Source organism: Cylindrospermopsis raciborskii Cr2010 (assembly GCF_003367075.2).
Taxonomy (GTDB): Bacteria; Cyanobacteriota; Cyanobacteriia; order Cyanobacteriales; family Nostocaceae; genus Raphidiopsis; species Raphidiopsis raciborskii.
In genome coordinates, this window is record NZ_CP065936.1 from 3,702,549 (window position 1) to 3,727,143 (window position 24,595).

Here is a 24,595-nt window from a genome sequence, read left to right on the forward strand (position 1 = left end):
AAAACCCAACAGACAATTTACCAAACGTGACCAAATTATTTGGGATTGTATAACTTAAAATGGTTGTACAATCGTATTAACCCATAGATTCGTATATAAAAGATAAACAATAAGAAAAAATTATATTTATAGGGGGTTGAGATAAGTTTTTCTGTGGTCGAAGGGATAAAAATGTGGTACTATGAGGGTTGAGTATAATGGAGTGTGAGCATTCGCGAAAAAAGTGCACAGATTTCCATTATGAGGGTATCATGTCCAAGAGACAATAGTCAACCCCCCCGATGGAGAAAAAAATGGGCGCGGGGGTAATTACCAAAGATGGGAAAAATCGTGCGGTGCTAGGAGATAGATAAGGAGTAGTGATCGCTCGCGAATATCAAATAGTAGTGAGTGGAATTAAATATAAGACAATGTAGGTTGGGTTGAAGGATGAAACCCAACGCCCGCATGGATAAACCATCCTACAAATAATTGTGCCTACCTACAAGCGATCGCTCTTTCGCGAAGGGGGGAACATCAAATATTAGTAGTATTGAAACACCAGCGGGATATAGATTTCCATTATTGTTGGGTGGAGAAAACCCAACAGGCAATTTACCAAACGTGACCAAATTATTTGGGGTTGTATAACTTAAAATGGTTGTACAATCGTATTAACCCATAAATTCGTATATAAAAGATAAACAATAAGAAAAAATTATATTTATAGGGGGTTGAGATAAGTTTTTCTGTGGTCGAAGGGATAAAAATAGCGCTCAAATACGTGAAAATATTAAGTTAGTCCCTTAACTTATATATAAAAGATGAACAATAAGAAAAAACTATGTTTATGGGATGGTAAGATAATTTATAATGAATCCCCGTCTCTTTAGAGCGGGGAGAGGTGAAAACATGAGGACTAGGTAACGATTTAGACTTACTTAACTAGTAGTTCCTAATAAAGCTTTCTTTGCTGCAATTAAATTATTAATCTCCGCGTTAAGGTCTTTTAAAATTTCCTTAATTGTGTCCACTGTCAGAATTTTGCTTTCAGAAACCTGTTTTTTCTCGCCCCTGTAATATGCAATTAATTGATCAATTTGCTCGACAGTTAATCCTTTTGTATCAACACTATAATATGAATACAGAATTAAGTCATCAGTTTGCTGGGCAGTTAGTCCTGTTGTATCAATAATAGACTGTACACCTACAAAGTCTACGGGAGTAGCAATAGCGATAGGTGGAGCAAACAACAAGCTGCCAATTGAAACCAACAATACTAATGAGTAGACAAGCAGATTTTTTAAGGAAGTAAAGAATTTCATTTTTACGTGTTCGGTAAGTTTACGCTCAGTATACTAACATCTTTAGCTATAAAAATATCTGAAAATTTAATATGACTTAACATTTTAGTTAGTTGCATACGAAAAAAGAACAGGTCACGAGGTTCATAATAGAGTTGTTGGAAAATAAGGGATAATAATCAAGCAGACAAGTAGGGTGACATTAATGTTGAAGTTAGACCGCGTCCTGAATCAAGAACGAGTGATTATTCGGACGAAAACCAGAGCAGGTAAAGTGCATGACAAACGGTTACTCCATGAATCAGAGATAGTGCAATACATTCCTGATGAAGTAGCAATAGAGGGAGATTTGGGTTTTCATGGGTTGGAGAAAGAATTTGTCAATGTCCATTTACCACACAAGAAACCGAAAGGTAAGGAGTTAACACAGCAGCAAAAGGAGGAGAATCGAGAACTCAGTCGTCAGCGAGTTGTGTGTGAGCACGCTCACTCTGGAATTAAGAGATATAACTGTGTACATTCTGTATATAGGAATCGTGTGACCGATTTTGATGATCAATTGATGTTGGTCAGTGCAGGGCTATGGAACTTCTATTTAGATGCAGCATAAATTCAATCGGGATGGGGGAAGTTCTGTCATCCGGAAATATGCTTTTATTTCCCAACAGCTCTAATACATGTATCATATATAAATATAAAGATGAACAATAAGAAAAAATTAAGTTTTTTGTGGTCAAAGGGAAAAATGGGAAAAATTTTGTAGCGATATAATTTAGGAGATAGGAGGAATAGCGATCGCTGGCGAAAAGGAGAAATTAGGATGAATGCTACCAACTATGATGAGGATATTGTCGCTTGGGCAAATCAACAGGCTAAATTTATACGCAGTCGCCAATTTCACTTGCTTGACCTGGAGCATATTGCGGAGGAAATAGAGGATGTGGGTAAGAGCGAACAAAGGGAACTAGCTAGTCGCATGGCTGTCTTGTTATGTCATCTCCTTAAATGGCAGTATCAACCTTTGCTCAGGGGGTCCAGTTGGCAAGCAACAATTAGAACCCAACGGGACCGTATTAGATGTCGCTTGCAGAAAACGCCTAGCTTAAAAACTTGTTTACAAGACCCAGAGTGGTGGTTAGATGCTTGGGCAGATGCAAAAGATGCTGCAAGCCAACAAACCTCTATTGCTTATGACCAGTTCCCTGAACAATTCCCCTGGGATGGCGATCGCATACTAACGGAAAACTGGTTTCCGGAACTTGAGGAAGGTGAAGAATACTATGAGTCTTTATGAAACGGATTTTTATGCATGGACGCAACATCAAGCTAAGGCTATAAAAGAGGGTAAATGGGAATGTTTGGATTTACCAAACCTGTGGGAGGAGATAGAAGCTTTGGGGAGAAGGGAAAAAAAGGAGCTGAGAAACCGCTTGGGAGTTTTACTGGGACATCTGCTCAAATGGGAGTATCAAGCAAAATTCAGAGGTAATAGCTGGTTAGCGACGGTTCGAGAGCAAAGAAGAGAAATAAAAGTCCTTTTGGAAGAGAATCCCAGTCTCAAACCATATACCAAAGAAGTCCTTCTTGCAGCATATCAAAATGGGTTAGACCTAGCTGTACGTGAAACCGGGTTTTCTTATGACCTTTTTCCCCAATCCTGTCCTTATTCCTGGGAACAAACTTTGGATGGAGACTTTTTTCCCACAGAGAGGACGAAGTAAAATTATAGGAATTCCTCAGATTTATGTCTTTATTTAATCCAGCTTTTGCACAAAATCCTAAACCATTTCTTAAATGGGTAGGTGGTAAGACTCAATTAATTAATGAACTTGATAAACTAATTAGTTATCATATATCTAAGTATAATACTTATACTTACATTGAACCATTTGTTGGTGGGGGGGCAGTATTATTTTATATTTTATCAAATTTTCCTCAAATAAATAACATTATTATCAATGATATTAATTCAAATTTAATAAGTACCTACAAGCTAATAAAGGAGGATTACAGGAAATTAGTTTTAGTGCTGGCAGAAATTGAAAAAACTTATTATAATCTCACCTCACTTGAGAATAAACAACAATTTTACTTAGCCAAAAGAGATGAGTTTAATCAAGAGGATAGTGAATTTTCTCCAGTTAATAAAACTGCTCTAATGCTGTTTTTAAATAAAACTTGTTTTAATGGTTTATATCGAGTTAATAAAAAAGGTAAGTTTAATGTACCTTTTGGCAAGTATAAAGAACCTAAAATTTGTAATGTAGATAATATTGTTTCGGTCCATTACCATTTACAAAATGTTAAAATTTTTCAAGGGGATTTTACAGAAACTATAAGATATGCCCAACAACCGACCCTATTTTATTTGGATCCTCCTTATAAACCGATTAATGATACTTCGGCATTTACATCCTACTCTTTGGAAAATTTCAATGACCAAGATCAACTTAGACTTAAAAATTTTTGCGATCAAATACATGTCAATGGACATTATTTTATATTGAGCAATTCAGATGTTAAAAATTTTAATCATGAAAATACTTTTTTTGATGACCTTTATCAAGGTTACAATATTAAGCGAGTGAAAGCCAGACGGAATATTAATTCTAAAGGTGATTGTCGGGGTGAATTGTTTGAATTGCTAATTAGTAATTTCTAAATTAGCGATTTCTATATAGACTTTCAGGGGAAGTTTCAATTCAAAAGGATTTATATCTGATTTTTGGCTTTGATTTGTAAGTACCTTTCCACCAACTGCTCGGAAATTTGATTTGCTGGTGCATCCAGCACTAAAACCCCCTGTTGTTTCAACTGGGCAAAAGCAATTTCTCTTTGTGATATTAAGTCTAAAGAAACAGCTCGATTATAAGCCTGTGTTAAGTCTTGACTAAAAGTATGGGCTATTTGATCAATCCCAGGATCCCTGAGTGTTACACAAAAAGGTAGATATTGAGGCACTAGTTTACATAGCGCTACTAGTAGTTCACGGGAAGCAGTAACATCGACTAAATCAGTAATTAACACTACTAGACATCTACGAGTCTGTTGTTTTACTACGTAGGTAATGGCATTTAAATAATCAGACTCCACTAATACTGGTTCAATAGGTGTAAGTCTGTCTATAAGTCGATTGAGGTGATTTTGTCCTCGTTCGGGAGGTATCCAGGTGTGCACCTGGGAGTCAAATACCCCCACCCCTACGCGATCGCCCCTATGTAATCCTGCTAATGCCAAAGACAATGTGGTATTTAAACCCCAATCATATCGTTTTAACCCTTGTACATTAGCTGTCATTAATCTACCACGATCTAGTAATATAAGCAAGGTTTGTTCCTGTTCTGGATCCAGAACTCTTACTAGGGGACTCATATTTCCATAAGCACGTCTAGCTGTGGCTTTCCAATCAATTAACCGCAGGTCATCCCCCATGCAGTAATTACGGAGTTCAGCAAATTCCGTTCCCATTCCCTGTTGACGCAATTTAGTGATAGATCCAGAAGATTGTAGGGTTAAACGAATAGCGAGGGATCTGAGTCCTAACAAATCAGGATATACCTTAACCATAGTTTTTTGGGGAATTTGCCAATTGTCCCACCCTAGAGCCCAATTTCCCAACTGTCGAACTTGAATATTTCCCCACCAAAATTCTCCCCGTTGATTGGGTCTAATGGTGTATTTTACTTCCTGAGTATGATTTGGGGGAAGGTTAACTGTGAGGTTAGATGTGGATACGGGAAATTCTGTGGGATAGTAATCACGAATTTGAATAGCACTATTGACATTCCCAGACTCTACATTCAATATTACTAAATTGTCACGTCCAATAGATAAACGTAGAGGTAGTTGACGACTAATTTTCACCCGATGTCTTCTGATATTGAAGCAGTCAATCACCATCAGTCCCATGACCACCAAATCAAATAACAGGGTAAAGGTAATACTCTGGTAAATACCCACAATCACTGATAAGATGGGTGAAATCACTATTCCTAAACCCAATAAGAAATAAACTTTTTTAGCTGGAATCATACTATCTAGGAACGGGAACCTGATTAATTACAGTGGTTATGACCGAATCGATTTTTGAGCCATCTAACATTGCTTCTGGGTTTAAAATCAAACGGTGACGCAATAGGGGAGCAGCAACTGCTTTCACATCATCGGGGGTGACAAAATCTCTACCAGCAACCCAAGCGCATGCTTGAGATGTTTGTAACCAAGCTCCAGCAGCACGGGGAGACGCGCCCAGGGCTAAATCGGGATGTTTACGGGTCTTACTCACTAGTTCCAGAATATAGTCCACTATAGCTTCGGCTACATTCACCTGTTTCACAGCTTGTCTAGCTTGTAGTATATTATCTACAGTGGTAACTGGATTTAAATGAGAAATATCTAATCTTTTTCCTGTAAAACCAGATTGACGATTAAACAACATTTGTTTTTCTGCTGTTTGATCTGGGTAATCTACCACCAGTTTAAATAGAAACCGATCTAATTGGGCTTCTGGTAGGGGATAGGTTCCTTGAAATTCTAGGGGGTTTTGGGTAGCAACTACCCAAAATAAATCGGGTAATGGCAAACTTTCACCATCTAGGGTCACCTGTAATTCTTCCATTGCTTCTAGTAATGCAGCTTGGGTTTTGGGAGGGGTACGGTTAATTTCATCAGCAAGTAAAATTTCTGTAAAAACTGGACCTTTCCTCAAATAGAAGTTGCGGGTGTTTAAATCAAAAATATTCGTACCCGTAATATCCGATGGCAACACGTCTGGTGTTAGTTGAATTCTTTTGAACTCTCCTTGAATCAGTTGTGCCAAAACTTTAACCAGCAAAGTTTTTCCAGTTCCGGGAACTCCCTCTAAAATTATGTGACCACCTGCTAGGAATGCAATTAAACATTGCTTGATTAAACCTGATTGTCCCACAATAACCTTGTTTACTTCTTTTCCCAGGTTAATTACAGATGAATGTGTTATGCTCATGTGTTTAATTTTGTTTTATAAGTAAATTTAGATAAGGGATTGATTTTTCCGTAGACTTTGCCATTTAGCTAACCAGTTTAACAGGTTCTTTTCACTAATACGGTGTTTGCTGGTCTGTAGTTTTAGTAATTCTTCTAGCTCCGCTGGACTTTTACCAGTTTGTTGTTGCCAAGTTTTAATTAAATCCTCTTGGTTTGCTGGTGTGTTTCCCATTCCTAATACCTTTTGTAGTTGCAACTGCTCTTCTTTGCCAATCATTTCTAAAACAAAATCACTAGATTGGGCTTTGCGTAAAATTGCTGCTAATGCTTGAATATAAGCCTGACTGTTTTCTGTAATGGGTAGATCTAACTTGATAGCTCTACCAAAACGACGATTGCCAGACCAAATTAATAATATTACTACCACACTTAATTGTAATAGCATTGGAAATAATGGAGTCTTGGCGAAGTAATCTAATAAACTTCCTTGTTTGCTCTGATAATTAGTATCTTGATTAATATCTTTATATCCATGAATATATTCATCTACAAGAATTTTTTCACTACCATCAGTAACTAATTTTGCTAAGTAACTAAAGTTGCCCTCATCCTGGTAAGCATTGGCAGCGAGATGGATAGTAGTGGCAAATATTACTTTTCCTTTACCAGATTTCCACTGCCAAACCACAGCACCAAAACGATCTCCTAATAAAACTTCTTCCTTGGTGGGTTCAACATATCTTCTGCTAGTGTCAATCTTGACTCTACCCAAGGGTGATTCTTGATAGGTAGTAAATTCTGCTGCTGTTGATGGTTGTTTGATCCCTAGAATAACTAATGTGTTACCTTGTCCTATCCATTTAATTTGTTGAGCTTCAAAATTGCCTTCTACCGAATTTAGGTTGATTGGCACTAATTCAGGATTGACCTGAATCAAGGTTACTGGTTTGGTTTCTGACTCAATTTCTACAAAAGGCTTTTGCCATCGCTGGATCTTTACCCCTTGATTTTGCATAAAAGCATACCAACCAGCATAGCCTTCTGGCCCGCGATTATAACTAGAACCATTTTTGATATTCTGACTAGGAGTAAAGCTGAAAATAGCCAAGATCACCATTACCAAGGCGATCGCACTTAGATAAAGTCGACGTTTAGGGGGGAGCATAATTAAGGGGAGTTGAATAATTCTTGATAGGACTGAAGACAGTGTTGATAATTTTCAGATGAAACCTTGTGGTTACTAAAGCATAACTGCTCATGAGTAGTAATTAAAGTCTCATAGGGTTGAATGGAAGCAACAGTGCCCAGGAGTAGTTGTAAATATTCTCCATCGGTGCGACTTGGTTGTTGAAGGGCGATCGCTCTTTCGTGCAATTGTTGGAGCATGGAAAAATATAGGAACTGACAGGCTTTTTGATAGTCACCCTGGTGGTAAAACTCTTGAGATTTAGCCAATAGGAAATTGCTGGAGAGCTGAGGAGGAGAATCAGGGACCCAGGGATGACCAAAGGTGGAACTGAGGTTTTTCCACCAGGTATATATTTCCGGGTAAAATTCTTGCCATAAACGCCAAATTACCCAACCCAATAATAAAACCAATATCAGCCAAAATAATACCTGTAGAATTTGCAGGATTTGTTCACTAATGGAGAATCTTGAATTTTCTGGGATGTTTTTAAAAAGTTGAGAATATTGGTATTCTAACCATTGTTGTATTCGCTGATTGAACAAATATAATTCCCATTCCCAGGTTGTTTTTTCCCAAGTATTATTGCCCATAACTATCGTATTTTTAATAGACATCTTGCAACTGACTTTTGAAAGATTGTACAGGAATGGGGAAGGTATAGCAAGTAGCTGACAAAATATAAGCGTGGGGAATGAGTTCAGTTTTTTGGAGAGTAGCTATGGGTGTGATTAGGTGTAATATATTAATGCTACGTGTCAATACTTGTCAATAACAGCTTGGAGCGATTTTCAAATGACTATTTATTTTTACAAAGTTTGTGAACCTTATGGCTGTTTCTCCAACTTTTCCCCCCATCCGATTGAAATTGAGGGTGTTTACTGGGCAACTGTTGAACATTATTATCAGTCGCAAAAGTTTGTTCACACCCAGGACAATGTCATTATACCTCTAATTCGCAGTGCTCCTACTCCTGAAATAGCTGCTGCTTTAGGAAGATGTGAAACACGTAAATCACGTCCAGACTGGAATTTGATTAAAATTGATGTGATGAAAACAGCAGTTTGGCAGAAATTTCTCAGCCATCAGGAAATCCAGGAGGTTTTGTTAGGAACGGGAGATGAAACATTAGTAGAAAACTCACCCGTAGATTATTTCTGGGGTTGTGGTGCTGATAAGACAGGAGAAAACCATCTCGGGAAAATTCTCATGGGTATACGCAACCAAATTCGGTCGAGGAATTGAAGAATATTACGTTTTGTTACAAAAATGGCAAATCTCTGGTAACTCTAATTTGAAGGTGTTATTCTATAGTTGAAGCCAAAAAAGAGGCTTCCCTGGCAGATCGAACAGCTAGAGTTAGAGTCAAAAAGTAGTAAGAGGTTGAAAACGCTGTTGAATTACAATCTGTCTCGTCTGAACACCACAACACCCAACGCGAGTGCTTGTATTCCCTCAAGTTAGTAACACAGGGGGTAGTGTGACCAGTATTCATTCCTTAGTAGCTCAAGGTGGTGAAAGCAGGCACATCCCTGGATAGGATCAGCAAAAGTGGGGAGTCACCAAGTCGGTAGATGTTGGGTGTTGCGCTGTGTGGATATAACTTTTTACTGATGGTAATTTTGTACTGATTTTCTCCTATTTTTGTGATATAATTAGCGATCGCAGGGAGTTTCAATAATGTCAACAGCGGTTTATGTCAATAATTGCGCTCAGAGCATGGTATATACGGGATTATGAACCAATTACAGAGTTGGAAAAACGACCTCCAGACATTCGTCTGAGTAAGAAGAGTTTGCTCAAGTCTGGTTTGCGGGCTGATTTTTTGGAGGATGCTGACCAGGTAAGAACAGCAACCTGGTTTAAACACTATTTGGAAGGTGATTCCATAGAATTTTATATTGAGGGTAGTGGTGGTTATTCTGTGGCTAACGTTGATTTGATTAGTCATGAAATTTACTTGACAAAACAAAGTTTGTTATCACAGTTAGAACCAACTATTTTTTTCTCTTTTCAAACCGAGTATGCAAGGTCCAGTGACCTATTCAGGGAGAACCTACAGGAAACCATAACAACCCTAAATAGTAAGTCCCGCGTGCCCTTAACACTGATAGAATCATCCCGGTCAAGAAATAAACCTTTAAGATTAAACCGCACAATTATGCGGAAGATCCGTAAAAGTCTGTTATTCATTGCTGATACCACACCAATTACTAGCATTGAGGGGAAAGATTTCTCTGAGTTAATTCCCAGTCCCAATGTTTGTATAGAAATAGGTTACGCGTTTGAACACAAGCGAACGGAACAAATTATGTTCGTACATGTCCATCGTCCAGAATTAGAGGGACAATTTCCCTTTGATTTAAGTGCGGAGCATATAGCAGAATTTGCTGATGCAGATGAGATTAAGCAATTCTTGACTGTTGCTATTGAAAGCAAACTCTCACGATTTAGACTTTTTGGTTGACCGAAACGCGGTTTAAGATAAAAATCTTGGGGCTCCTTTGGCTAAAAGTCAAGGGAGATAATTGTCAGGAAACCATGATATTCTCCCCGATTTCTCCACCATATCTCCCCTAAATCTCCTCCAGCAGTTTTTAAACTGTAGCTTGTGACTACAGGAATAACACATCTTTAATTTGCTAGGGTTTGCTAGGAGGGGATATGCCAAAGTGTATTGTGATTGAGCCTCACTTGACCGTTCAAGAGCTGGAAAATCGTTATCAGCAATCACAAAATAAGATTGAAAGCACTCATTATCAAACTATATGGTTATTAGCGTCAGGAAAAACCACCGCAGAAGTGTCTGCAATAACGGGATATGGTGTGCCATGGATTTATGAGTTGGTTCGTAGTTACAACCTTTATGGGACGGAGATTCTAGGGGATCTCAGAAGAAATAACAAAGGGACAGCAAGATTATTGAATAATCAACAATTACAGCTTTTGCAGCAAACTTTACAATTACCACCTGAAGATGGGGGTTTATGGAATGGACCAAAGGTGGCAAACTGGATGAGTAAATTGTTAAATCGCAAGGTTTACCCCCAAAGAGGATGGGAATATCTAAAGAAGCTGGGAAATATTCCATTTTCTAGGTCCCTTACTCAATTATAATTCTTACCATCTGTGGAAATCATATACCAACTTCCGAGGAGTGCTATATTGGTACTGGTAATAATTACTTTGTTCCTGGTGTACACACAGCAAAAATGATCATCAAAACTCTTGGTTTCTTTTTCTTGGGTCTGGGAATTACTCTCGCAAGTCCCGTAGTTTCAGTTGTGGCTCAAAACACACCGAGTCCAAAACCAATACCCATACAGGTCCCTGTGATCAATACTCCAGAGGTAAATACTCCCCCTCCGGTTGTCCCACCGCTACAACTAATCACATCAGAAAGCGCCTGCAATTCTCAAAAATGCCTAGGTTGGGATGAACAACTATGGGGAAAAAATGGCGATCGCCAGGCTTTATTAAATGCTATTGATCTGAGTTTAAATTATCTAAGAACTAATAGAGCAGTTCAAGCATACGCCAACTATCCCATTAAGGAAATTAGTTTAGACAGGGTGCGTCGCAGTTTATTACGTTTTAGGGAACTGGTTGTAAATTCCCGGTCAGCAGCAGAGTTACAAGCAGCTGTGAACCGCGAGTTCGTCTTCTACCAGTCTATAGGTAACGATGGCAATGGTACGGTAAAATTTACTGCTTATTACGAACCTGAATATGTAGCTAGTCGGGAACGCACAGCTATATATCAATATCCCATATACAGGGTTCCACCAGATTTTAAACAATGGACAAAACCCCATCCTAAAAGGGTTGACTTGGAGGGTAAAGATGGTTTACAAGGGGGTAAGGGCAAATTAAACGGATTGGAACTACTGTGGTTTAGCGATCGCCTGGATCCATACATCATTCAAATTCAAGGATCTGCCCAAATTAGACTACCTGATGGAACAAGAACCTCCATAGGTTTTGCGGGGGGTACGGACTATCCTTGGACGAGTATAGGTAGGGAACTGGTAAAAGATGGCAAACTAACTGGTGGTAGTATGCCACAATTACTCAGTTATTTCCGTGCTAATCCCCTAGAAATGGATAACTACTTACCCCGCTGGGAAAGGTTTGTGTTTTTTAGAGAAACCAATGGCAATCCAGCTACAGGTAGTCTGAGCGTTCCCGTAACTGCAGAGCGTTCTATTGCTACAGATAAGTCCCTCATGCCCCCAGGCGCATTAGCGTTGATTAATACCTCTTTTCCCTTTGTTGTGGGTAACAACAGAATGGAAAACCGCCGGGTGGACAGATTTGTCCTAGACCAAGACACAGGTAGTGCGATTAAAGGACCTGGTCGAGTAGACTACTTTATGGGAACTGGGAAAGTAGCAGGCGATCGCGCTGGAGTTACGGGTACTAACGGTACATTATACTACTTACTGCTCAAGGAAGAGACAAAAGCTGGCGATCGTCCGTGTCCAAAAGTCAACAAAGGGAATTAACTTAATAGGGAGGATAGGCAAAATCCTCATCATCGGCGTAAACATAGGAGCTGGTAACACCGGGAACTTCTCCCTTAGAAATTTCCGGTTTTATTGCTTCCTTACCGAATTCTTTATGTTCCTCAAAAGTGCGACAAATGATTTGGGATTCTGGGGAATCTGAAGCAATCATATAATCAGTCAAGGTAGAAGGGGTAGGATGTTTATAATCCACCGTACAAGCGACTGGAATAATATTTGGTTCCACACCTCTTTCTTCACACTCAATGATGGGGCAAAAAATCCCATGGGCGTGAAACAAAGACCCTTTAGAAACTAAGGATTTCTTTTGAAATCCAGCATAAGCTTTTTCTAGTTCTCCTGCAAAACCTCCCGAGAGTTTACCTTGTTGATATTCGGAATAACTTTTACCAAAACTAGCACCTGACACACCACTCAGGGTCAATTGTAAAGGTGAATGGTGTAAAAACTTTTTATTTTCGCCAACTAGAAAAATCAGATGGCGAGTATAGATTTTAAATTTAAGTTTATTAGCTAAAAAATCATCTTTGTAGTCTTTGAAAGTACCTAACCTAATTTTTGTTTCTCGGTCCTGCACTGACAAAGGTCCCCTACGGATAATCACCAACCTGGGAGTGGTAGTAATGTAGACCGTATCCACATCCCCGGATCCAAATTCGTATTCTATCTCTTGCCAATTATCATCCGGTTTGAAACCTACAGCTTGGGCATTATCTTGTTTAATAGCCAAACCATAACTTTGCAACCCGTCCTCTCCGTAGCGAGGATTGATCATTTGACACCAAGGGAGAACTTGGGAGGGTGGGGCATTAAATTTTTCATCTTCAAAGTCGAACTTGCTATTAGCTGTTGCTGTAATCATTGCAGAATATCCCAGTGTTTAATTTATCAGGGTTTTCTTTTGTACTACCATTTGTACCATTTTTTATATCAATGGCAATTTCTAAATCAGATTTTAACAATTTCTTCCTAAATTTAAATTACAAACGTTGCAATAAACTTAATCCATGGGTATCTGTTCCACAGGTGCTCATTAGTCCATACTCCTCTGCCAACATTTGTACCTCAGCAGTTAGTTTAGGACACGGTTCCCAGGGGGTGGGATTTTTGTAAGCATAAAAAGATTCTACTCCATCAATACCACACTCAGCCGCTTTGGGTATTAATTCAAAGTGCGATTTCTTGTAGCGGGCTGGATGGGCAAGCACAGCTATTCCTCCAGCGTCGTGAACAGCCGCAATGACATTTAATGCATTATATTCTTCTCCTATAGCTGCTTCTCGCTGTAAATAGGGTTTCATGCGATGGTGTTCCACTTCAAAGCTATAACTTAAAATGTGTACTTCTACATCCAATAGTTCAGCATTAATTTCTACCCCACTCCATAGATGGGGTGCGGGACTAAAAGGATGATGGCATTGCCATTCTTCTAGCCAATTTTTTGCTTTCTCATATCCTTCAACGCTATGATGATCTGTAATGGCTAAGCCCTTTAACCCAATGGCGATCGCCTGTTCCATAAGTATATGGGGGTGCAATTTACCATCAGAAAATACCGTGTGCGCATGGAAGTTGAACAATTGGGGACAACTTTGTTTATCAAGTCTTTGGAAGACTCGTCTTAGGTATTCTGTACCAGCAGTAGTCCGGGCAAAATTTACAACCATAACTCTCTGTGATCAACAATCTATAATTTTGAATAAACCAGCAGGCCACACTTACTGATCGGATGCACCGAATCTTTTGACTTATTATGAATAATAACAAACCTGGCAAATTTTTGCCGTAAAAATTCATCAGTATTTCTGATTAGTTGTATAAGGACATACTAATACTCTTAAATAATTTTGTCAATAATCACCGACGTTCTACGTCGGTGACCGCATCAAATCAAAGTTGCCTGCTGTTCCTTGCTAATGACCCTACCTTGATCTTCAAAACCGGTAATTTGATCGAAATTCAAGTAGCGATACAAGTTATCGGCAAAGGGGTTAATTTTTTCAACCACAACGGACATATATTCCTCCACTGTGGGAATACGTCCCAATAAAGCACAAACTGCTGCCAACTCTGCCGAACCCAAATATACTTGTGCACCATTACCCATGCGATTATTAAAATTGCGGGTTGATGTAGAAAATACAGTTGTATTATCTTCTACTCTTGCTTGATTTCCCATACATAGGCTACATCCAGGAACTTCGGTTCTGGCATGGGCATTGACAAAAACATCATATACCTTTTCTTGCTTTAATTGATACTCATCCATTCTGGTTGGTGGTGCTATCCACAGTCTTGCTTTTACTTGGCCTGCACCTTCCAAGACCTTGGCGGTGGCGCGATAATGTCCAATATTGGTCATACAAGAGCCCACAAATACTTCCTGCACTGGATCATTAGCAACTGCCGATAATAACTTAACATTGTCAGGATCGTTAGGGGCTGCGACAATAGGTTCCTTGATGTCGTTTAAATTAATTTCAATCACTTCTGCATATTCTGCATTTGGATCTGCTGTCAAAAGTATGGGGTTAGCCAACCATGCTTCCATTTTTGCCACTCGTCTCATAATGGTGCGCCCATCACCATAACCTCTGGCTACCATATTTTTTAACAGGGCAATATTGGAACGTAAGTATTCAGCAATTGTTTCTTCACTTAGTTTAATAGTACAACCAGCACAAGAGCGTTCTGCTGAAGCGTCGGTCAATTCAAAAGCCTGCTCGACTTTTAAATCTGGTAGTCCTTCAATTTCCATAATTCTACCGGAGAAGATATTTTTCTTGTTCTTCTTCTCCACGGTTAATAGTCCCTTCTGGATAGCAACGTAGGGAATAGCATTAACAATATCCCTCAGAGTTACTCCTGGTTGTAATTCTCCTTTAAATCTGACCAAAACTGATTCAGGCATATCTAAAGGCATTACACCCAAAGCACCTGCAAATGCAACCAGTCCTGAACCAGCGGGGAAAGATATGCCCAAAGGAAAACGAGTGTGGGAGTCTCCACCGGTTCCCACCGTGTCTGGTAATAACATCCGGTTCAACCAGGAGTGAATAATCCCATCTCCTGGACGAAGAGCTACACCTCCACGGGATGCAAAAAAGTCTGGTAGTTCTTGATGGGTTTTCACATCTACTGGTTTAGGGTATGCTGCGGTGTGGCAAAAACTTTGCATTACCAGATCCGCACTGAAACCTAAACAAGCAAGTTCTTTCAATTCATCCCTGGTCATTGGTCCTGTGGTATCTTGGGAACCAACTGTGGTCATAATTGGTTCACAGGAAGTACCTGGTCGCACACCTGGGAGACCACAAGCTCTACCAACCATTTTTTGCGCTAGGGTGTAACCCTTACCCGTATCTTTTGGTAGTTGGGGACGAATAAATAAATCACTGGGCGCTAAACTTAATGCTTGTCTTGTCTTGTCCGTGAGAGTGCGTCCAATCAACAGAGGTATTCTTCCACCAGCGCGAACTTCATCTAAAATCGTGTCCGGTTTTAAATTGAAGGTGGCAATGATTTTTCCCTCTTTGGTGATTTCACCCTGGTAAGGGTGAATGGTAATAATGTCACCCGTTTCCATTTGAGTAACATCACACTGGATTGGTAGTGCACCCGCATCCTCAGCTGTGTTGAAAAAGATAGGGGCGATCGCACCGCCTAAAATATAACCACCTGCTCTTTTGTTAGGAACAAAGGGAATATCATTGCCTATATGCCATAATACGGAGTTGATTGCCGATTTACGTGATGAACCTGTACCCACCACATCTCCGACGTATGCTATGGGATATCCTGTTTGTTTAAGTTGGGCGATAGTTTCCAAGCTTCCTGGTTGTCTGGTTTCCAACATTGCTAAGGCGTGCAGGGGAATATCAGGACGGGTTGTGGCGTGGGTAGCGGGTGATAAATCATCAGTGTTGGTTTCTCCTGGAACCTTGAAAACCGTAACCGTAATTTGGTCTGCTAGGGTAGGACGGGAGGTGAACCATTCTCCTGCGGACCAGGAGTCTATGACCTGTTTAGCATAGGAATTAGTCTGGGAAAGTTCTAATACATCATTGAATGAGTCATATACAAGTAGAATTTTACTTAGAGCCGTTGTTGCAGCTTCAGCTACTGGTGAGGAGAGCAAGTTAATTAATGACTGTACGTTATAACCTCCTACCATGGTTCCCAGCAGTTCTACTGCGGTGAGAGGAGAAATTAAAGGACTGGTAATTTCTTGTTTAGCAACAGCGGTGAGGAAACCAGCTTTAATATAAGCTGATTGGTCTACTCCTGGGGGAATGCGGTCCCGTAATAAATGTAATAATAGCTCTTCTTTTCCTGCAGGGGGATTTTTAAGTAATTCACATAGTTGAGATGTTTGCTCCACATTTAGTGGTAATGGGGGTATACCTAATTCTCCCCGTTCTTGAGTGTGTCGTTGGTATTCTGCTAACATGCCAAGTTCCCTTTTTTGCTGTTATTGCTCCTATTTTAACCTATTTCAGGATAAACCGTTAACCACCACCTAAAAATGCTCCGCATTAAGTGTCGCCTAAGTGTCACCTATACCTGTATATTGAGAACTACCGAAGATTGCTTCCGGGTAGCGGTAGTGTTTAAACTCCATGATGTTATAGAATGGGTCTTCCAAGAAAAAAGTTCGGTGTTCTAGGGGAGAACCGACAAAGCGATTTTTTGGTTCTTCTCTAAAATTCAACTCTTTAGTTTTGGCACGTTCTAGGAGTTCTTGCCAATCTTCTTCTTGGATAAACACTAAACCAAAATGCCTAGGATAAATGGCCTTTTGAGGTGTTAAGGGTTCTTTAGTGATATGTGCTACTAGTTGATGTCCATAAAGATTAAGGATTAAAGCATGGGGGTTTTCTCGACCAGCTATGCAGCCTAATCCATCAATATAAAAGCCTTTAGTTTGAGAAATATCACCAATGGGAAATGCTAAGTGAAATATAGTTTTCATGGTTGCCAATGTGTATTATAGCTTTTTAGCTAGACCTATAGATGGAGTAGATGGGAAAAATTGAGTGCAGGCGTTCTGATTAGAAGCAGTGGGGTCATAGCAGCAAAGATTCAACTGTTGACCCCAAGCTTACTACCAGCTTACTAACTGGGAACCTTAGCTTCACGGGCCATGTCCATAAAACCACTCATGTTGGCACCAGGACGACGACGTGCTCGGGAAGTTAGGGTGAGCAGGTATTGGGGTGCAAAGGTAGTTTCCTTTGCTACTACTGGTTTTTCCACCGGTGCTGGAATCGATTCTACCTTGGGTGTTACAACCGATTCTACCTTAACTACTGGTGCTACTTGTACTACTGTGGTTGGTTCATTTTCTTCTTTAAGCTCTAAGTAATATTCGTCCTTTTTGCCAAATATTCCACTAATAAAGCTCAAAATGCCCGCAATTAAATTTTTGATAAATCCAAACATGGCAAGATCTCCTGTCTTCGATTCCAATACAAGTTTGATTCTTTAACAATAATTTTACATTCTAGTTACATTTTTTGATGCTCCGCTGATTTATCAGCGGATACCCAGTTCCATCGTAATAAATCTTATTTGTTTCTCGAGCTTGAGTTTGAGAAGATAGAACCAATTTAATAAACGATCCTAGTACCTACTTACCACCCGATTGAGCTTGGATTATAGGTTGGTTTAGGTTCTTTAACTTGTTACAGGAGAAGACTGAATGAAATTAGCTTACTGGATGTATGCAGGACCTGCCCACATTGGCACCCTAAGAGTAGCTAGTTCTTTTAAAAATGTTCATGCGATTATGCATGCTCCCTTGGGTGATGATTATTTTAATGTTATGCGTTCTATGTTATCCAGAGAACGTGATTTTACACCGGTTACAGCTAGCATTGTAGACCGGAATGTTTTGGCTCGCGGTTCTCAGGAGAAAGTAGTAGAAAATATCACTCGTAAGGATGCGGAAGAACACCCGGATTTAATAGTTTTGACTCCTACTTGCACTTCTAGTATTTTGCAGGAGGATCTACAAAACTTTGTAGACCGTGCTCAAATGGATGCTAAAGGGGATGTGTTGTTAGCAGATGTTAATCATTATCGTGTAAATGAGCTACAAGCAGCGGACAGAACTTTACATCAAATTGTTAAATATTACATAGAAAAAGCTCGGAAAAAAGAGGAATTGCCAAGTGGTAAAACTGAAAGACCGTCGGTGAATATTATTGGTATTTCTACTTTGGGATTTCATAATAATCATGATTGCACCGAGTTGAAAAAATTAATGGCTGATTTGGGTATTGAGGTAAATGCAGTTATTCCTGAAGGAGCTTCAGTCCATGAGTTGAAGAATCTGCCAAAGGCCTGGTTTAACTTGATTCCCTATCGGGAATTGGGTCTATTAACTGCTAATTACTTACAGGAAGAATTTGCCACCCCCTATGTGGATATTACTCCTATGGGTGTGGTGGAAACTGCTAGATGTATTCGTCAAATTCAACAAATAATTAATCAACAAGGTGCCAATGTTGATTATGAAGAATTCATCAACGAACAAACTCTGTATGTATCCCAAGCTGCTTGGTTTTCTCGCTCTATTGACTGTCAGAATTTAACCGGTAAAAAGGCGGTGGTTTTCGGTGATAGTACCCACGCAGCAGCAATGACCAAAATTCTTTCCAGGGAAATGGGTATTCATGTGGTCTGGTCGGGCACTTATTGTAAATACGATGCTGACTGGTTTAAAGCACAGGTTAGTGAATATTGTGATGAGGTTCTCATTACAGATGACCACGGATCCATCGGAGATGCGATCGCCCGGGTGGAACCTGCAGCAATTTTTGGCACTCAAATGGAACGCCATGTAGGTAAACGCTTAAATATTCCCTGTGGAGTTATTGCAGCTCCTATTCACGTACAAAACTTTCCTATAGGTTACAAACCATTTATGGGTTATGAAGGGACAAATCAACTGACTGATTTAATTTATAACTCCTTCACCCTGGGAATGGAAGATCACCTGTTAGAAATTTTCGGTGGTCATGATACTAAGGAGGTAATTACTAAGGGAATTTCTGCAGAATCTGATTTAAATTGGACAAAAGACGGGTTGGCCGAATTAAATAAGATTCCCGGTTTTGTCCGAGGTAAGGTGAAACGGAATACGGAAAAATTTGCCCGTGAACGAGGATTTAAAGATATCTCGGCGGAAGTGTTATATGCTGCCAAAGAGTCTGTGGGAGCCTAGTCAAACCCTTTTTCTAGCCTAGGTCAGGCGATCGCATTATTTAAAGTCTTGAGAAAAAAGATGCGATCGCCATAATTGTAAATTGTCTATAATAACCCTTCCAATCGCCGACGAATACTATCTAGTTCAGAACTAGAGATTTCCTGTTGTTCCTCCTTGGTCTTTTCACTGGAATTACCCTGTTCCCAATCTGTTTTCTCTACATTTTTTTCTGGAGGGGTAATCAAAACAGTGCTATCTTGCGGTACAAATTGCCAGTCAAAGCCATACTGTTGACAAAATTCCTCGATCTCCTGTTGATCCATCTCTTCAACTTTAGCCATGGGGAAATCCTGGGCTTCTAACATCAAAGCGAAGCGAGTTGCATCGTCTTGTGATTCAAACATCATAATTGTATTACGATTACCCACTAAAATGGAATGAATTCCTTCATTATCTGTGCCAGCATTAAAAATTAGTACAAAGACGCCCATAGTTCATCCTGGAAATTTTCTCTTTATTTTATTTCCATCAGGTCTCGGATTCCATACTACAGTAAATAACGAGCAAATGCTATACCCAAGTATAAGCTAGTAACCCCTAAAACTGCACTACCTAACCAATAAAAAATGGCCTTGAAAAAATCTCCCCCCTGAACTAAGGCTAGGGACTCTAAACTATATGTAGAAAAAGTTGTATATGCGCCTAAAAAGCCCGTGGAGATCATTAACCTTACTTCCTGCGGAACTATGGTTTTTTGTCCCATCCAACCGGTAAAAAACCCCATTGCTGCACAACCACTAAGATTAATAAAGAATGTCCCATAGGGAAAATTTGTCCCCAATTTCAGCGTCAACCAAAAGGTTAGATAGTAACGAATTAAAGCACCGGCGATCGCACCTAAACTAATGGCTAATAATTGACGGATAGTAAGATTTTGTAACATAGCATTCTCATTGAGATTGAGAAATCCGTACTTTGAGGAGAGGTTTTCATCATTGTACATTATGTTGCCATGGGATAAAATTAAATTACAGCCAGTTATTGGTTTTATCCTATTGGTTATGTGAGGTTACTACACATATAAATTTTATTGTACAACTGGGAGATCAAACTATGGGAAATCAATTCAAGACTCTTGCTCTATTAGCAGCTCTAAGTGGATTATTAATTGCTATTAGTTATTGGATTATAGGTGGTAGTGGTGGACTAGTCCTAGGGATCGGTTTAGCAGCAATTACCAACCTATTTTCCTGGTATCAGTCAGATAAGATTGCCTTAGCGGTATATAATGCTCAGCCAGTGAGTGAAGCCCAGTTACCCGTTCTTCATCGTATGGTGGCAAAATTATCAAGCCGCGCCAATATGCCTATGCCTAAGTTGTATATTGTACCTACTTATACTGCTAATGCCTTTGCTACTGGTAGAGATCCAGAGCATGCAGCAGTTGCAGTAACAGAAGGGATTTTAAATATTTTACCAGAAGAGGAATTAGAAGGAGTAATTGCCCATGAGCTTACCCACATAGTTAATAGGGATACTCTAACTCAAGCTGTAGCTGCTACGGTTGCTGGTGCAATTTCCTTCCTGGCACAAATGTTGAGTTATAGTCTTTGGTTTGGCGGTGGTTCAAGGGACAACAACAGGGGAGGAAATCCCTTGGGAGTGTTATTGACAGTTATGTTGGCACCCCTAGCAGCAACAATTATACAGTTGGCAATTTCTCGCACCAGAGAATTTTCCGCTGATGCTGGTGCTGCTAAAATAACAGGAAATCCCAGAGCTTTAGCTCGAGCTTTACAAAGACTAGAAGCAGCTGCTAGAGAAACACCTTTAGATGCTAATCCAGCTTTTGAACCATTATTGATTATTAATCCCATTTCTGGACAGTTTTTGGCTAATTTATTCTCTAGTCATCCATCAACCCAGTCCCGTGTGCAAGCGCTGTTACAATTAGAGAACTAACTTTTTCACAAATTTTTGAAAAGCTCTAAATCGCAGATACAACCTCTGTGGACTTAGCATAGAGGTTGTCAATAGCATACTTAACAACTAATGACTCTTCTGTTGCATGACAAGAAGTTTTTAGGATTCGGGTTTTGACCGTATCTTTGATAAGTTTGGCTTGAAGAGTATATAAACAACCAGCAGAATTTTCATAACTTAGCTCTGCTAATATTGTATTATTGTCCATACTCTGTTCTAACACTCTTCCTGACACCTTGTTATTAAACCAATCCCATCCCTGAATATAAATTATTTCCCTCTCTAAAACCTGTAACGCTGGTGGTAAAAGGCCCCACCCACGATAAACCCTATCTAGGATTTTAATGTCTCCAGCACGAAATAAAATCGCTTGTAAAGACTGTTGATCCAATAATCCATAGTATCTAGCTTCTGGTAAATCTATGGCTGTGGGGGCGAAACGATGTCCACCAATATGACTAGATCTCCAAATTCTCACTTCCTCTAATTGCAACTCCACAATTGTCTTCTGGGCGTGAAAATAAAAGGGGTTGCCATACCTAGCACAACATTGATCATGACTGCCATGGGTACAAATAAGAATATCCCTAGTAAATTTATTTTGTATTTTGTAATCACTGTTTTCACCCGCCAACCATTTTCTCACTTCTCCCTCTACTAACTCAATATCCGGCAACCTAAATTCTCGCTTAATATAACTTTTTGTTAAACCCTGGGGTTTATGATAGATCAGCAGTGTGGTTTCTTGATTTTTATGGGAATCTTCCTTGGCAATCAATAAGAATCTAATTGGTAGTTTCTTACTTTGTAACTCCCTGTGTAGCAATTGCAGGTTACTAGGTACCCATTTGGAGCCAAATGCTTCTGATATCCAAGGAGGTGGACATTCTACTAAAATATAAGTTTGGTAGTTGGTTGCACTACCAATTATTTCTTCTCCTATTTGTCGTGAGTAGTCCGAGCAAAAAAAATTTTTCATGTTACCTTTAGCAATTATTTTTTTAAGTTAGTCATTGGAAAAATTGTGTTGACAACTACTATTTTTGCAAATCATGGCGATTTCCATAAACTTGGTAAATTAACCACTAGAATTAACAATATTTTATTAATAATCTATTGTGACATACTCCCTCTGATTTTACTTTTTAAAATAAATTTTGATTTACTTTAAATATACTTTAAATTCCCTTAATAACCTCTATATACGCAATTAGTCGTACCTAATATATTTTAATATTTTGCCTTTACGCATTAGTATGTTCTTAGTCATAACTATGAGCGATCCTTAAATGAGAAAAATTCCTAATTGTTGGCATGGGAGAGACTTAGGGGTTGTGTGCAGTTTTTAGTCCATAACTCATCCACTGCAAGGCGAATTTTAGCTTTTTGTGGGAAGTATAGCAATTAAGTGATAATGGTAACAGAATCATTGCCAAAAGACAAGAGTGAGATATAGCATATTTTTAATAATTTTTCTCAATACTTGTACATGGTCAATGGAATTGAAAATTTCCGATTATTCTGAATTATTATGTGAGCATAGGAGTTAAAAACGTATGACATTAATATTGGCCCTGGACTTCGGGGGAACTAAGTTGGCCGCAGGTACTGTAGAAGCAGACGCAAGAGAATGGTTACGCCGTGAGAGTCAGTTATCACCCAAAAATGGGGACGCATTAAATGACCTAGAAATCATGCGATCGCTCATCAGTGCTGTACTAGACAATCGTAGAGCGGATGCCATAGGAGTTAGTTTTGGTGGACCAGTGGATGCACAAACGGGAATAGTCAGACTATCTCATCATGTACCTGGTTGGGAAAATATTCCGTTGAAACTGCTATTAGAAGAGGAATATAAAGCTCCAGTTAGTATAGACAATGATGCGAACGTGGCTGCCATAGGGGAGCATCGGTTTGGTTCTGGGCAGGGATACGACAGTTTGTTTTATATTACCATAAGTACAGGAGTAGGCGGAGGATGGATTTTAAATAATCAACTTTGGCAAGGTACAGGAGGGATGGCGGGGGAAATTGGTCATGTAGTAGTAGACCCTAGGGGTCCAGTATGTTTATGTGGTAAAAGAGGGTGTGTAGAGCGTTTTGCATCGGGTCCTTACATTGCCCAAAATGCCAGAGAATTATTAGAAAAAGTGGCACAACAATCGACCAGTTCTGGTGAGAATGTCCAGGGAGATATACTACGAAAGTTAGTAGGTAATAATTTGGATTTAATCACTGGGCAAATAGTCAGTTTAGCAGCATCAAATGGAGATGAGTTAGCAAAATCGGTTTTATATACAGCAGCTTGGGCTTTAGGAGTAGGTATTGGCAATGTGGCTAACTTGATCAATCCCCAGAGATTTATCTTGGGGGGTGGGGTTACAAAAGCAGGGGATAGTTTTTGGACCATTGTGAGAAAAACAGCCCATCAAACTGCTTTACCAGAGGTGAATTTCGAGATTGTGCGAGCGGTTTTAGGAGATGATGCTCCATTGTGGGGAGCGGTAGCTTTGGGTTTAGATATTGGCTATTCTGGATACAGAATCTGATTAAATGAGATATTATTAAATTATATTATATAGATTACAAATCCATAGAAATTGTGTAAATCCTGAACAGCTCTACAAACTCCAAAATGATTCCACAGGATAAACATGACCATTCCTTTACTACAATATTCTCCATCCAGTCAAAACCAAAGAGTAAAAAGTTTTGAAATTCCTGGAGATGAAAATCCGCCAGTTTACACCATGGAAGGTAGTCCTTCTATCCCAGAGGTTAATGAATTAATTTGGGCTGCTTATCGGCAAATTTTTAATGAGCAGCAAATTTTGAGGAGTAATCGTCAGTTAACCCTGGAGTCCCAATTAAAACACAATAGCATTAGCGTCAGAGATTTTATTAGAGGACTATTGTTATCAGAGACCTTTCGTTTACGGAACTACGACACGAACAATAATTATCGCTTCGTAGAAATGTGTATCCAGAGAGTGTTGGGAAGAAACGTCTACAGTAAACAAGAAACCATGGCTTGGTCAATAATTTTGGGAACAAAAGGAAGACAAGGTTTCATTGATGCACTGCTCAATAGTGAGGAATATGAAAGTAATTTTGGTGATTATACAGTTCCCTATCATCGGCGAAGAGTAATTGCCCAACATAGTATGGGAGAATTACCTTTTAGCCAATTTCCCCGTTATGATCAGTATTATCGTCAACAACTAGAGAATTTGGGTTATTTCCAAAATAAAGCGCCTCTAAGCTATCTATGGAAATGGCAACAACCTCCTTACCATCCAATTTATCTAGTCTTATCATCAGGCTTTGGAATATTAGGAAATCTGTTGATTTTAGCTGGGACAATTTATGTGATTCTCACTTATTATGGTCTAGTTAATTTTTAAATACATAACTTAGCCAGAATTCTATTGGGTTTCAGGAT

The 24,595-nt window shown here is 39.3% G+C and carries 25 protein-coding genes; 12 read left to right on the forward strand and 13 right to left on the reverse strand.

Features of this window, described 5'->3' with window-relative positions; all coding sequences use genetic code 11:
- Positions 1-920: 920 nt before the first annotated feature.
- On the reverse strand, positions 921-1,304 hold the full coding sequence (locus C6N34_RS16740) for a hypothetical protein (RefSeq protein ID WP_115538084.1): 384 nt from the start codon (positions 1,302-1,304) through the stop codon (positions 921-923).
- Positions 1,305-1,488: 184 nt separating this feature from the next.
- On the opposite strand from C6N34_RS16740, the gene C6N34_RS16745 reads away from it, so the two are divergent.
- The 4 genes from C6N34_RS16745 to C6N34_RS16760 all read left to right on the forward strand — a co-directional run bounded on the left by C6N34_RS16745 (position 1,489) and on the right by C6N34_RS16760 (position 3,945).
- Positions 1,489-1,893, forward strand: a complete 405-nt coding sequence (locus C6N34_RS16745; protein ID WP_115538085.1) for a transposase family protein — start codon at positions 1,489-1,491, stop codon at positions 1,891-1,893.
- Between the two features lie 210 nt (positions 1,894-2,103).
- Positions 2,104-2,577, forward strand: coding sequence for a DUF29 domain-containing protein (locus C6N34_RS16750; RefSeq protein WP_236107267.1), 474 nt, complete (start codon positions 2,104-2,106; stop codon positions 2,575-2,577).
- A complete protein-coding gene (locus C6N34_RS16755; RefSeq protein ID WP_006277966.1) occupies positions 2,564-3,004 on the forward strand; it encodes a DUF29 domain-containing protein in 441 nt (146 codons plus the stop codon). Before C6N34_RS16750 ends, C6N34_RS16755 begins: the two co-directional genes overlap by 14 nt.
- Positions 3,005-3,027: 23 nt before the next feature.
- Positions 3,028-3,945 (forward strand): DNA adenine methylase, encoded by a 918-nt coding sequence (locus C6N34_RS16760; protein WP_096547325.1) that lies wholly within the window; start codon positions 3,028-3,030, stop codon positions 3,943-3,945.
- A gap of 50 nt (positions 3,946-3,995) precedes the next feature.
- On the opposite strand, the gene C6N34_RS16765 is transcribed toward C6N34_RS16760, so the two are convergent.
- Genes C6N34_RS16765 through C6N34_RS16780 form a run of 4 tightly spaced genes read right to left on the reverse strand, consistent with a single transcriptional unit; the run spans position 3,996 to position 8,051 of the window.
- Entirely contained in the window at positions 3,996-5,315 is a 1,320-nt protein-coding gene (locus C6N34_RS16765; RefSeq protein WP_115538373.1) for a DUF58 domain-containing protein, read from the reverse strand.
- A 1-nt stretch (position 5,316) separates the two neighbouring features.
- Positions 5,317-6,267 (reverse strand): AAA family ATPase, encoded by a 951-nt coding sequence (locus C6N34_RS16770; protein ID WP_057178911.1) that lies wholly within the window; start codon positions 6,265-6,267, stop codon positions 5,317-5,319.
- Positions 6,268-6,294: 27 nt separating this feature from the next.
- Positions 6,295-7,413 carry a DUF4350 domain-containing protein gene (locus C6N34_RS16775; RefSeq protein ID WP_115538374.1) on the reverse strand — a complete coding sequence of 373 codons (1,119 nt, stop codon included), beginning with the start codon at positions 7,411-7,413 and terminating at the stop codon, positions 6,295-6,297.
- 2 nt (positions 7,414-7,415) lie between these two features.
- On the reverse strand, positions 7,416-8,051 hold the full coding sequence (locus tag C6N34_RS16780) for a DUF4129 domain-containing protein (protein WP_057178909.1): 636 nt from the start codon (positions 8,049-8,051) through the stop codon (positions 7,416-7,418).
- A 178-nt stretch (positions 8,052-8,229) separates the two neighbouring features.
- Between C6N34_RS16780 and C6N34_RS16785 the strand changes: the two genes are divergently transcribed.
- The 4 genes from C6N34_RS16785 (at position 8,230) to mltA (ending at position 11,939) form a co-directional block, all read left to right on the forward strand.
- Complete coding sequence (locus tag C6N34_RS16785) at positions 8,230-8,679, forward strand: NADAR family protein (protein ID WP_057178908.1); 450 nt, start codon at positions 8,230-8,232, stop codon at positions 8,677-8,679.
- Between the two features lie 451 nt (positions 8,680-9,130).
- Positions 9,131-9,901 carry a hypothetical protein gene (locus tag C6N34_RS16790; protein ID WP_057178907.1) on the forward strand — a complete coding sequence of 257 codons (771 nt, stop codon included), beginning with the start codon at positions 9,131-9,133 and terminating at the stop codon, positions 9,899-9,901.
- Positions 9,902-10,098: 197 nt separating this feature from the next.
- Positions 10,099-10,551, forward strand: a complete 453-nt coding sequence (locus C6N34_RS16795) for a COG3415 family protein (RefSeq protein WP_115538375.1) — start codon at positions 10,099-10,101, stop codon at positions 10,549-10,551.
- Between the two features lie 95 nt (positions 10,552-10,646).
- On the forward strand, positions 10,647-11,939 hold the full coding sequence (mltA, locus tag C6N34_RS16800) for a murein transglycosylase A (RefSeq protein WP_115538376.1): 1,293 nt from the start codon (positions 10,647-10,649) through the stop codon (positions 11,937-11,939).
- Between the two features lies 1 nt (position 11,940).
- Here the strand turns inward: mltA and C6N34_RS16805 are convergent, their stop codons facing one another.
- From C6N34_RS16805 to C6N34_RS16825, 5 genes are all read right to left on the reverse strand, one after another.
- Positions 11,941-12,822: a DUF5895 domain-containing protein gene (locus C6N34_RS16805; protein ID WP_006277956.1), complete on the reverse strand. Its 882-nt coding sequence runs from the start codon at positions 12,820-12,822 to the stop codon at positions 11,941-11,943.
- A gap of 118 nt (positions 12,823-12,940) precedes the next feature.
- Positions 12,941-13,627: a PHP domain-containing protein gene (locus C6N34_RS16810; protein ID WP_057178905.1), complete on the reverse strand. Its 687-nt coding sequence runs from the start codon at positions 13,625-13,627 to the stop codon at positions 12,941-12,943.
- Positions 13,628-13,845: 218 nt separating this feature from the next.
- Positions 13,846-16,410, reverse strand: a complete 2,565-nt coding sequence (gene acnB / locus C6N34_RS16815) for a bifunctional aconitate hydratase 2/2-methylisocitrate dehydratase (protein ID WP_057178904.1) — start codon at positions 16,408-16,410, stop codon at positions 13,846-13,848.
- A 96-nt stretch (positions 16,411-16,506) separates the two neighbouring features.
- A complete protein-coding gene (locus C6N34_RS16820; RefSeq protein ID WP_057178903.1) occupies positions 16,507-16,932 on the reverse strand; it encodes a VOC family protein in 426 nt (141 codons plus the stop codon).
- Between the two features lie 143 nt (positions 16,933-17,075).
- Positions 17,076-17,402, reverse strand: a complete 327-nt coding sequence (locus C6N34_RS16825) for a hypothetical protein (RefSeq protein WP_057178902.1) — start codon at positions 17,400-17,402, stop codon at positions 17,076-17,078.
- A gap of 259 nt (positions 17,403-17,661) precedes the next feature.
- Here C6N34_RS16825 and bchB point away from each other — a divergent pair, with 259 nt between their 5' ends.
- The gene (bchB, locus tag C6N34_RS16830) at positions 17,662-19,188 is read left to right on the forward strand and encodes a ferredoxin:protochlorophyllide reductase (ATP-dependent) subunit B (protein ID WP_006277951.1); all 1,527 of its coding nucleotides are present in this window, start codon (positions 17,662-17,664) and stop codon (positions 19,186-19,188) included.
- A gap of 86 nt (positions 19,189-19,274) precedes the next feature.
- Here the strand turns inward: bchB and C6N34_RS16835 are convergent, their stop codons facing one another.
- Both C6N34_RS16835 and crcB read right to left on the reverse strand, forming a co-directional pair.
- Entirely contained in the window at positions 19,275-19,661 is a 387-nt protein-coding gene (locus C6N34_RS16835) for a DUF3110 domain-containing protein (protein WP_057178901.1), read from the reverse strand.
- 56 nt (positions 19,662-19,717) lie between these two features.
- Positions 19,718-20,113 (reverse strand): fluoride efflux transporter CrcB, encoded by a 396-nt coding sequence (crcB, locus tag C6N34_RS16840; protein ID WP_057178900.1) that lies wholly within the window; start codon positions 20,111-20,113, stop codon positions 19,718-19,720.
- 170 nt (positions 20,114-20,283) lie between these two features.
- Here crcB and C6N34_RS16845 point away from each other — a divergent pair, with 170 nt between their 5' ends.
- Positions 20,284-21,132, forward strand: a complete 849-nt coding sequence (locus tag C6N34_RS16845; protein ID WP_057178899.1) for a zinc metalloprotease HtpX — start codon at positions 20,284-20,286, stop codon at positions 21,130-21,132.
- Between the two features lie 25 nt (positions 21,133-21,157).
- On the opposite strand, the gene C6N34_RS16850 is transcribed toward C6N34_RS16845, so the two are convergent.
- Positions 21,158-22,132, reverse strand: coding sequence for a sucrase ferredoxin (locus C6N34_RS16850; RefSeq protein ID WP_057178898.1), 975 nt, complete (start codon positions 22,130-22,132; stop codon positions 21,158-21,160).
- A gap of 577 nt (positions 22,133-22,709) precedes the next feature.
- On the opposite strand from C6N34_RS16850, the gene C6N34_RS16855 reads away from it, so the two are divergent.
- Together C6N34_RS16855 and C6N34_RS16860 are read left to right on the forward strand one after the other, a co-directional pair.
- A complete protein-coding gene (locus tag C6N34_RS16855; RefSeq protein WP_057178897.1) occupies positions 22,710-23,702 on the forward strand; it encodes an ROK family protein in 993 nt (330 codons plus the stop codon).
- Between the two features lie 105 nt (positions 23,703-23,807).
- A complete protein-coding gene (locus tag C6N34_RS16860; protein ID WP_115538377.1) occupies positions 23,808-24,557 on the forward strand; it encodes a phycobilisome rod-core linker polypeptide in 750 nt (249 codons plus the stop codon).
- Positions 24,558-24,595: the final 38 nt, after the last annotated feature.

Coding starts and splice junctions, on each gene's coding strand:
- acnB (WP_057178904.1), bottom strand. CDS start 16,410: ATGTTAGCAGAATACCAACGACACACTCAAGAACGGGGAGAATTAGGT.
- bchB (WP_006277951.1), top strand. CDS start 17,662: ATGAAATTAGCTTACTGGATGTATGCAGGACCTGCCCACATTGGCACC.
- C6N34_RS16770 (WP_057178911.1), bottom strand. CDS start 6,267: ATGAGCATAACACATTCATCTGTAATTAACCTGGGAAAAGAAGTAAAC.
- C6N34_RS16795 (WP_115538375.1), top strand. CDS start 10,099: ATGCCAAAGTGTATTGTGATTGAGCCTCACTTGACCGTTCAAGAGCTG.
- C6N34_RS16750 (WP_236107267.1), top strand. CDS start 2,104: ATGAATGCTACCAACTATGATGAGGATATTGTCGCTTGGGCAAATCAA.
- C6N34_RS16765 (WP_115538373.1), bottom strand. CDS start 5,315: ATGATTCCAGCTAAAAAAGTTTATTTCTTATTGGGTTTAGGAATAGTG.
- C6N34_RS16740 (WP_115538084.1), bottom strand. CDS start 1,304: ATGAAATTCTTTACTTCCTTAAAAAATCTGCTTGTCTACTCATTAGTA.
- C6N34_RS16790 (WP_057178907.1), top strand. CDS start 9,131: ATGTCAATAATTGCGCTCAGAGCATGGTATATACGGGATTATGAACCA.
- C6N34_RS16860 (WP_115538377.1), top strand. CDS start 23,808: ATGACCATTCCTTTACTACAATATTCTCCATCCAGTCAAAACCAAAGA.
- C6N34_RS16745 (WP_115538085.1), top strand. CDS start 1,489: ATGTTGAAGTTAGACCGCGTCCTGAATCAAGAACGAGTGATTATTCGG.
- C6N34_RS16810 (WP_057178905.1), bottom strand. CDS start 13,627: ATGGTTGTAAATTTTGCCCGGACTACTGCTGGTACAGAATACCTAAGA.
- C6N34_RS16820 (WP_057178903.1), bottom strand. CDS start 16,932: ATGAAAACTATATTTCACTTAGCATTTCCCATTGGTGATATTTCTCAA.
- C6N34_RS16835 (WP_057178901.1), bottom strand. CDS start 19,661: ATGGGCGTCTTTGTACTAATTTTTAATGCTGGCACAGATAATGAAGGA.
- mltA (WP_115538376.1), top strand. CDS start 10,647: ATGATCATCAAAACTCTTGGTTTCTTTTTCTTGGGTCTGGGAATTACT.
- C6N34_RS16775 (WP_115538374.1), bottom strand. CDS start 7,413: ATGCTCCCCCCTAAACGTCGACTTTATCTAAGTGCGATCGCCTTGGTA.
- C6N34_RS16855 (WP_057178897.1), top strand. CDS start 22,710: ATGACATTAATATTGGCCCTGGACTTCGGGGGAACTAAGTTGGCCGCA.
- C6N34_RS16780 (WP_057178909.1), bottom strand. CDS start 8,051: ATGTCTATTAAAAATACGATAGTTATGGGCAATAATACTTGGGAAAAA.
- C6N34_RS16825 (WP_057178902.1), bottom strand. CDS start 17,402: ATGTTTGGATTTATCAAAAATTTAATTGCGGGCATTTTGAGCTTTATT.
- C6N34_RS16755 (WP_006277966.1), top strand. CDS start 2,564: ATGAGTCTTTATGAAACGGATTTTTATGCATGGACGCAACATCAAGCT.
- C6N34_RS16850 (WP_057178898.1), bottom strand. CDS start 22,132: ATGAAAAATTTTTTTTGCTCGGACTACTCACGACAAATAGGAGAAGAA.
- C6N34_RS16785 (WP_057178908.1), top strand. CDS start 8,230: ATGACTATTTATTTTTACAAAGTTTGTGAACCTTATGGCTGTTTCTCC.
- C6N34_RS16845 (WP_057178899.1), top strand. CDS start 20,284: ATGGGAAATCAATTCAAGACTCTTGCTCTATTAGCAGCTCTAAGTGGA.
- C6N34_RS16805 (WP_006277956.1), bottom strand. CDS start 12,822: ATGATTACAGCAACAGCTAATAGCAAGTTCGACTTTGAAGATGAAAAA.
- C6N34_RS16760 (WP_096547325.1), top strand. CDS start 3,028: ATGTCTTTATTTAATCCAGCTTTTGCACAAAATCCTAAACCATTTCTT.
- crcB (WP_057178900.1), bottom strand. CDS start 20,113: ATGTTACAAAATCTTACTATCCGTCAATTATTAGCCATTAGTTTAGGT.